The following is an 8144-nucleotide window of genomic DNA, read 5'->3' on the forward strand; positions in this document are numbered from 1 at the left end:
GGCAGCCAGCCCGTACGCAACGTCGAGCTCCCCGGCCCGGTTCCTGCCGGACTGGACGCTTTTCTAGAGCGCGTCACGGGGCAAAACGATACCGCCCCGCTCGTGGGAGCAAGCGAGGCAGCATATCGTAATGCGGTGATGGAAGCGATCTACACCGGCGCAAAAGAGAGCCGCTGGGTCACGCCGTAGGCCTAATCGGCGACAATGGTGTACCCTTGACCGCGCACTGTACGGATCAGGGGTACCGAAAAATTGCGGTCTATCTTGGTGCGCAGGTAGCTCACATAGACATCCAGCACATTGTCCGTAGCTCGCTCTTCGCCGGGCCAGACATGCTCCATGATCTCTTCACGAGTCACCACACGCCCCGCACGACGTAGCAGCAGCTCAAGCAACGTAAACTCCGTCGCGGAAAGTGCGATCTGAGTCCCGCCACGTGTGGCCCGGCGCGTGAGGGTATCGAGGGAGAGATCTCCAATAATCAGGGGGCTACGCTCCAGCGAGACACGTCTCAGTAGAGCCTGGGTCTGTGCCAGAAGGAGCTCAGCCCCACTCTCCAGAGGCAGTACGACATCGGCTCCCGCTGCTAGCCCTGCCACAACTCGGTCGGGGGTGTCGAGCAGGAGAATCGGGACATTCACATGTGCCGCACGGAGAGCGGTGGACAGCCCCTGTCCTGCCAGCGCCCCCAGTGGCTCCACGAGCACCATCAGCTCTATCCCACCCGCACGCGCCATGTCGAACGCCTTGAGGCCATCGGCTGCCAACATGACATGAGTCTCTTGTCGCTCTAGCTCTGCAGAGAGTTCCGTAAATGCCCCTTCAGAGGCACTCACCATTAAAACTGTATATCCAACTTGACTTATCACACTCTCAAGAGCGTTGTAACCTACCTGTTAGTTCCGACATTTTGAGTTTTTTCTCAAAAGAGGCTCTTTTGCACCGCCTGAGCCCCTGCCCGCCAGACAAGCGAGGGGGAATCCCGCTGTGCGATCTCGACAGCGGCAGGGCTCGCAGCACATCCCGCTTCTTGCCAGCGGCGCTTCCAATAAGCCTTCACGATCCCTGGTGTATTGTTGACCTCAGAGAGATGAGAAAACCAAACGGAGGCTGGTCCGTGCTCCAGTGAGTGCCCGAGAACGAGATCAGCGGCGGCATTGTTGGAGAGATGGCCAGTGCGTGCCAGAATGCGGCTCTTGAGTGACTCGGGATAGGGCCCAAAGCGCAGACGATGAATATCGTGGTTGGCCTCGATCACCAACAGCGAGGCTCCACAGCACGCACTCCGAACATCAGGCGTAATGCTTCCTGTGTCCGTGGCATAGACCAGCGCGGTGCTGCTCGTCTCGACGCGAAAGCCACAAGGCTCGGCGGCATCGTGGGTGGTCAGGAGCGCACGAATCCCAAACGCCCCCAGCGCTGTCTCACTCCCTGGCGAGAGTGCTTGCGTCGGGAAGTCGCGCTTATCAGATCTCTGGAGCGCCGCCAGCGTCCCTGCCGTCGCGACAATCGGGACTTTATACTTCACCGCCAGCGGCACGGCTCCCACACTATGATCCCCATGCTCGTGGGTGACCAGAACGCCACAGAGACTCTCCAGAGCAACGCCACGCTCCCCGCACCAGCGCTTCAGTGTCCGCACCCCAATCCCCGCATCCACCAAAAGCGCCCCAGCCTCAGAGACGACTAATAAGCTATTACCCGAAGAGCCCGAGGCGAGGCAGTGGACGGTCATCTTACCCGACCGGGGGTTCGAAGGCGAGCTTTTCCATGCGTAGGCTATCGGGAACCGGGATAGGATAGTTGCCGGTGAAGCAGGCGAGACAGAAGTTGTCCACGGGCACTTGCATGGCGCGGGCCAGCCCTGCTTCTGCGAGATAGCCCAGGCTCGTGGCTCCGATTTTCTGACGAATCGCCTCCACGGACTGGCTAGCGGCGATAAGCTGGTCTTGGGTCGCCATGTCAATCCCATAGAAGCACGGCCACTTAACCGGCGGGGCGGAGATGCGTACGTGCACCTCCCGTGCCCCCGCCTCTAAGAGCAAGCGCACGACTTTACCCGTCGTGGTGCCCCGTACAATCGTGTCGTCTACCATCACGACGCTCTTGCCCTGAAGTGCCTCACGGATCGGGGTGAGCTTCATACGTACCCCCATCTCGCGCATTCGTTGATCCGGCTGAATGAACGTGCGCTGGATGTAGCGGTTTTTGATGAGCCCCTCGCCAAAGGGAATCCCACTGGCTTCGGCAAAACCCAGTGCCGCCGGAGTGCCCGAGTCGGGGACACCGATCACGAGATCTGCATCTACGGCAGGGTGCTCACGGAACAGCTCCCCGCCCATACGACGACGTGCGGCATGCAGGCTCTGGCCGTACATCACCGAGTCGGGTCGGGCAAAATAAATGGCCTCCAGCATGCAGAGTGCCTGCCGCTTCATCGGGACACCGGGCTCCACACGCCAGCCCTGGTCGTTTACCACGATAATCTCGCCGGGCATGAGCTCACGAATAAGAGTCGCGCCAACCGTATTGAGTGCGCACGTCTCACTCGCCAGCACAAAGCCGCCGTCGTTCAAGCGCCCCAGACACAACGGACGAACCCCATAGGGATCGCGCACTCCAATTAGCTCGTCGTGGGTTAAGATCGCCAGAGAGTACGCGCCCTCGGCCTGCTGCATCGCAAGGCGGACGGCTTCAGCACTGCCCTTATCTAAATTCTCCGCGATCAGAAGCGCCAGTGCCTCCGAGTCGTTGCTGGACTCCAGCTTGTAGCCGCGTGCGGTTAAGATCGCCCGGAGCGCATCGGTGTTGATAAGATTACCATTGTGGGCCACCGCCACTTCCTGCTTGGCATGCAGGCAAGCGGAGATCGGCTGGGCATTGCGCAAGACCGACGAGCCCGTGGTGGAGTAGCGCGTGTGCCCAATCGCACTCCGCCCCGTAAGCTTCGTCAGAATCTCTTCGTCAAAGACCTGCGTCACCAGCCCCATATCTTTATGGAGGGCAATTCGCTTTCCATCACTGACTGCAATTCCCGCCGACTCTTGGCCCCGGTGCTGGAGCGCAAAGAGGCCAAAGAAGGCCATACGCGCAACATCTACTCCCGGAGCCCAGACCCCAAAGATGCCACATTCTTCATGAGGCGTATCATCGTCAAAAAGCGGAAGTGAGTTCACGAGCTATTGTACCGTGTGATCGCCCAAGCCTGTACCATGATAAAATGCCGCGTGTCTGATTTTCCCATTGCCCCTGACGATGTACGGCGGCTGGCGAAGCTGGTGGTGCAACATGACCTAGCGGAGCTACGCTACGAAGACGGCCCCCTGCGGGTGACCCTGCGCACCACACAGCCTCTCGCCCCCGCTGCGATTGCCGTCCCTACCGAGTATGTCACCGCTACGCCAAGCGCTTCTTCACCGGCACCGTCTGCCCCCATTGCCGCTCCCGGCACTCCGGTCACCGCTCCCATTATGGGAGTTTTCTACCGCTCTCCCGCGCCGGGCTCCCCGGCTTTTGTGGAAGTGGGAGATACCGTTGAGAAAGACCAGCCTATCGGGATGATTGAGGCAATGAAGGTATTCTCGGAGGTGCTGGCAGATCACGCAGGCAAGATAGTGGCGATTCCGGCAGAGAATGGAAAGCTCGTTCAGCCGGGCGACACGCTGATTCTTGTGGAAGGCTAACGGATGCGGCAGATCAAGATCGGGATTTTAGGGCTGGGCGTGGTGGGCTCCGGCACGGTGCGCATTCTTCAGGAGAGCGCTGAGGCTATCTCCCAAAAAATCGGGGCGGAGCTGGTGATCAAAAAAATCGCCGTCCGTAACTTAGCCAAGGAGCGGGATGTGGTTGTAGACCCGGCGCTGCTTACGGACAACCCCTTTGACGTGATTGACGACCCCGAGATTGACATTCTGGCGGAGCTTGTTGGTGGTGTAGACCCCTGCCACGGCTTCCTGCACCGGGCGATCCAGAATGGGAAAAACATCGTCACCGCCAATAAAGAGCTGATGGCAAAGTCCGGCCACGATCTGCTCGATGCGGCAATGACGGCTAAAAAAGACTTCTTTCTTGAAGGCTCCGTGGCGGGTGGCATCCCGATTATCGCCGCGCTAAAAGAGAGCCTGGCGGGCAATAATATCAAAGAAGTGATGGGAATTGTCAATGGCACTACCAACTATATTCTCACCCGGATGACCGAAGAGGGCGCAGACTTTGCCCCCACCCTCGCCGATGCCCAGCGCTTGGGCTACGCCGAAGCCGACCCCACCAGCGATGTGGATGGCCACGATGCGGCCTACAAGCTCGCGATTCTTTCGTCGCTGGCCTTTAACTCCACGGTCAATGAGGACAAAGTCGCGCGACAGGGAATTCGGCACATCCAGGCCCGTGATATTGCCGTCGCGCGGGATCTCGGCTACAAGATCAAGCTAGTCGCCTCCGCACAGTGCCACGCGGATGGCAGCATGCAAGCTCGTGTCCACCCAGCACTCCTGCCCAACAAGCACCCCCTGGCCAGCGTGAACGATGTCTTCAACGCGGTTCTGGTACGCGGCGATGCGGTGGGCGACGTGATGTTCTACGGGCGCGGCGCGGGAAGCCTCCCGACCGGCAGTGCGGTCGTCGGTGATCTGATCTCTTGTGCGCGCAATATCCTCTCCGGCTCCACAGGTCGGGTGGGCTGCACCTGCCACCGCACGCGCCCCATGCTCCCCGGCGAGCAAGTACAGAGCAAGTTCTACGTGCGACTCCATGCCCAAGACAAGCCCAAAGTCCTCGCGAGTATCGCCAATGTCTACGGCGACTTTGATGTAAGCATCGAGTCCGTGGTGCAGCGTGCGCTCCCCGGCGACGAAGCGGAGATCGTCTGGGTAACGCATAAGAGCCGCGAGCACCACCTCCTCGGTGCCCTCGATGTCATTAGCCGCCTTCCCGCTGTCGGCAAAGTCTACAATTGGATTCGCGTCGAGGAATAGCCTCGCCCGTCGACTTCGCGTCAGGAGCTTTTCGCATGCCGAATAAATCTTTTCCTTGGAATGCCTTCTGGGGTCTACTGGTTTTCTATACACTCTCCCGAGCAATGGTTCATCTCATTCTCGTTTGTCTTATGAATCATACAGAGCTTGGCAAGGCACCTCACGTTGCCTGCTTTTTAGAGAGCTTCATTAATGTGTTGCTCGCCTTCAGCAGTTTCAGCATCTACGCGAAAAAATATCGGCCAGCATCTCATACTCTATTCACACTTGAGGTACTGAGTGTCGCTCTGATTCTTCTATTAGGAGTTCTTCCTGGGCTTTTCCTAGGTTGGCTTGGAACCTGGGCACTCTACTTTCTTAAGCTTATCGCCTATGACCCCTTGCACGAAATAAGACTGCCAACTTGGCAGGCAGGTCTATCAGGTGTCATTGGTGGACTTCTTTGGACGTGCTTAGACCGCTTCTTTCGCTGGCTTCATCGTTTGACCTAGATTTGTGGCAAAGCAATCTATAGAACAGCTTGACGAAGAGAAAATTCGTCAGGAATATGACATTGTGAGGCTTATTCCTGGTTGGTTCTTCCGTTCTCACGAAACCTCGTAGGGGAGCTATCTTATCGAAGGCGTTGATCTCTGGGGCGAAAAGTCAGCAGGCGTAGTAGCGAAGCGGACGTCGAAAAAACGCTTTCTGAGTGTGCCAGAGATGCCTAGGAGATCCAGGTGCAGGCCAGTGACGATTATCGCACGATACAATCATCGTCGTGAACCACGGACTTATCTCTACCTGGCGGGAGTTCCTGCCCGATGTCACCGACGCAACCCCGATTGTCTCGCTCTGTGAGGGCGACACGCCGCTGATTGAGGCCAAGCGCCTGCCGACGGCATTTTTGGGTGCACCGAATCTGAGAGTTTTTCTGAAGTTCGAGGGACTCAACCCGACCGGCTCGTTCAAAGACCGTGGGATGACGATGGCGGTCTCCAAGGCCGTCGAGAGAAAGCGTGAGATCGTGATCTGCGCCTCGACAGGCAACACGAGCGCGGCGGCGGCGGCCTATGCGGCGCGGGCGGGGATCAAGTGCGCGGTACTGCTGCCCAAGGGCGAGGTGGCACTGGGGAAACTAGCACAGACGCTGATTCATGGCGCAAAAGTACTGGCCATTGACGGTAACTTCGACGACGCGCTGCGATTGGTCCGAGAGATTGCCGCGGACGAGAGCTTTGGGATCGAGCTGGTCAACTCGGTGAACCCTGTGCGGATCGAGGGCCAGAAGACAGCGGCGTTTGAGATTATTCGAGACCTCGGCGATGCCCCGGACTTCCACGCGCTTCCGGTGGGCAATGCAGGCAATATCACGGCCTACTGGCGCGGCTTCTCGGAGTTTGCGGCGCTGGGAAAAGCAACCAAGCGCCCGAAGATGCTAGGGTTTCAGGCCGCAGGTGCCGCTCCTCTTGTACTGGGCCATCCGGTGGACGAGCCACACACCATTGCAACCGCGATTCGGATTGGAAAGCCCGCGAGCTGGGAGGGCGCGATTGCGGCACGAGATGACTCGGGGGGGGTGATTGAGTCTGTCACCGATGACGAAATCCTGACCGCCTATGCCGCAGTGGCGTCTCTGGAGGGTGTCTTTGCAGAGCCTGCCTGCGCCGCGCCGCTGGCGGGGCTCAAAAAACTGGCGGCGCGCGGCTACTTTGGGGATGCCCCTGCCAGGGTTACCGTCACACTCACCGGGCACGGACTCAAAGACCCGGATCGTGCCGTTAAGACCGTCGGCGTAGCGCTTACCGAAGTGGCTGCGAGCCGCGATGCAATCCTACGAGAGCTCATGGGATAAGTGCTGTTACCACGTCTCAGATCTGGTACTCTACACCAAACTGTTTGAGGAAACATCATGAGAGAGTTGCGACCTGCTCACTTTGAAGAATTAGTAAGATCCGCCGATATTATCGCCGTTGCCAAGGTGACGCGGGTCGTCGAGATTGATGGCAACCGGATCGGCGAGGCAGTCGTCCTCGTGCCCGTTGTGGGAGTGAAAGAGGGGCAGCACCTCACGATCGCGGGCTACAAAACATGGATGTGTGATGCGACGGGAATTGTGCAGGGAGAATGTGCCCTCTTTTTCTTAAACCACAAGGACAACCGCCCTAGTGACTGGGCAGCACTACAAGATACTCCCGAGCCTTCCCTATCCGCTGTTATCCCCTTGAGACAATCGATTTCCTCGTGGCAACGTGAGCGTTATCTGAAATTCGAACGTCGCCGCAAGCAGCTCTTCGGAGAGACTCCCCTGCTCTTTATCGCCGCCTCCGGCCAAGGGACTCTGCCGGTTGATCAGCTAGGTACGATCTTTCTGGTGCCCGTCATCAAAGAATTCGCTCGCGACAACCGACCAGGGAACCAAGTGCGCTACCAGTGTGGCTTGCTTACCCTTCCTCGCGATCTTCCCTTCTTTGCCCTCACCGCAGCTTTCACCGGACGTAACACCCCTTTTCCCCTTAAGGAACGAACGGGGGGGATGATTCCCCTTGAGAACCTGACAAAGAAAATCCTTGCCCTTCGCCATACCGAACACGATAACAGGTGAGATGCAGAAAAGCATCACCTTCTTCCAGAGCCACTAAAACGAAAAACTGCCCCATCAGAAAAACTCTGAAGGGGCAGCGGGACTCGAATCTTGGGTTGTCCCGAGGATTTGAGCTAGCCGACGTAGCCGAGTGTCTTGGCGATGCGCTCAATGAACTCCCCGACGGATTTACGGCTGGCAGCGGGCTCGAACGTCTCGATGGCAGCTTTTGCTTTGACAATAAACTCCAGGGCCTCGGTTTTCTTACCCTGCGCGGCGAGAGTCTGGGCGTGGTAGGTAGCAGCGAGGCAGAGCGTTTTCGGGTCGGCCTTTCCGACGCAGTCCGCAGACATATTGGCGGCTTTCTGCTGAAGTGCTGCATCCTTGGTGCCACGAACCACCGACATGAGAATGCTGCACCAAGACTCCGCCCCGATTCCCTCGACATTGCCCATCTTGGCCTCGGCAACTTTCAGGGCAAACGCGGCGTTAGAGCGAACCGCCATGGAGATCCCTGTCATCAGGGCCGATGCCTTGTTGGGGGAGAGGTTGGCGATAGCAACCTCAAAGGCGACCATGTCACCGGATTTGGCGGCTTCGGTGACGGC

At 58.3% G+C, this 8144-nt stretch carries 8 protein-coding genes and 1 pseudogene; 5 read left to right on the forward strand and 4 right to left on the reverse strand.

What is annotated here, in order from left to right; genetic code table 11:
• Nucleotides 1-189, forward strand: a pseudogene (locus RMO15_RS28040) (hypothetical protein); the annotation flags it as partial.
• 2 nt (nucleotides 190-191) lie between these two features.
• Here the strand turns inward: RMO15_RS28040 and RMO15_RS28045 are convergent.
• The 3 genes from RMO15_RS28045 to purF form a co-directional block, all read right to left on the reverse strand.
• On the reverse strand, nucleotides 192-839 hold the full coding sequence (locus RMO15_RS28045) for a response regulator transcription factor (protein WP_309720750.1): 648 nt from the start codon (nucleotides 837-839) through the stop codon (nucleotides 192-194).
• Nucleotides 840-922: 83 nt separating this feature from the next.
• Entirely contained in the window at nucleotides 923-1735 is an 813-nt protein-coding gene (locus RMO15_RS28050) for an MBL fold metallo-hydrolase (RefSeq protein ID WP_309720752.1), read from the reverse strand.
• A 1-nt stretch (nucleotide 1736) separates the two neighbouring features.
• On the reverse strand, nucleotides 1737-3086 hold the full coding sequence (purF, locus tag RMO15_RS28055; protein WP_369016173.1) for an amidophosphoribosyltransferase: 1350 nt from the start codon (nucleotides 3084-3086) through the stop codon (nucleotides 1737-1739).
• A 141-nt stretch (nucleotides 3087-3227) separates the two neighbouring features.
• Here purF and RMO15_RS28060 point away from each other — a divergent pair, with 141 nt between their 5' ends.
• The 4 genes from RMO15_RS28060 (at nucleotide 3228) to RMO15_RS28075 (ending at nucleotide 7557) form a co-directional block, all read left to right on the forward strand.
• Nucleotides 3228-3683, forward strand: a complete 456-nt coding sequence (locus tag RMO15_RS28060; protein ID WP_309720757.1) for a biotin/lipoyl-containing protein — start codon at nucleotides 3228-3230, stop codon at nucleotides 3681-3683.
• A 3-nt stretch (nucleotides 3684-3686) separates the two neighbouring features.
• Complete coding sequence (locus RMO15_RS28065; RefSeq protein WP_309720760.1) at nucleotides 3687-4973, forward strand: homoserine dehydrogenase; 1287 nt, start codon at nucleotides 3687-3689, stop codon at nucleotides 4971-4973.
• A 760-nt stretch (nucleotides 4974-5733) separates the two neighbouring features.
• A complete protein-coding gene (gene thrC / locus RMO15_RS28070) occupies nucleotides 5734-6807 on the forward strand; it encodes a threonine synthase (RefSeq protein ID WP_309720763.1) in 1074 nt (357 codons plus the stop codon).
• Nucleotides 6808-6864: 57 nt separating this feature from the next.
• Nucleotides 6865-7557, forward strand: coding sequence for a hypothetical protein (locus RMO15_RS28075; protein ID WP_309720767.1), 693 nt, complete (start codon nucleotides 6865-6867; stop codon nucleotides 7555-7557).
• Nucleotides 7558-7670: 113 nt separating this feature from the next.
• Here RMO15_RS28075 and RMO15_RS28080 read toward each other — a convergent pair.
• A partial coding sequence (locus RMO15_RS28080; RefSeq protein ID WP_309720770.1) for a hypothetical protein occupies nucleotides 7671-8144 on the reverse strand: 474 nt, incomplete at its 5' end.

The organism is Armatimonas sp., from assembly GCF_031410135.1.
Classification (GTDB): domain Bacteria; phylum Armatimonadota; class Armatimonadia; order Armatimonadales; family Armatimonadaceae; genus Armatimonas.

Bases quoted from the DNA above. Each gene is read 5' to 3' on its own strand.
- RMO15_RS28045 (WP_309720750.1), bottom strand. From the start codon at position 839: ATGGTGAGTGCCTCTGAAGGGGCATTTACGGAACTCTCTGCAGAGCTA.
- RMO15_RS28050 (WP_309720752.1), bottom strand. From the start codon at position 1,735: ATGACCGTCCACTGCCTCGCCTCGGGCTCTTCGGGTAATAGCTTATTA.
- purF (WP_369016173.1), bottom strand. From the start codon at position 3,086: ATGGCCTTCTTTGGCCTCTTTGCGCTCCAGCACCGGGGCCAAGAGTCG.
- RMO15_RS28065 (WP_309720760.1), top strand. From the start codon at position 3,687: ATGCGGCAGATCAAGATCGGGATTTTAGGGCTGGGCGTGGTGGGCTCC.
- RMO15_RS28075 (WP_309720767.1), top strand. From the start codon at position 6,865: ATGAGAGAGTTGCGACCTGCTCACTTTGAAGAATTAGTAAGATCCGCC.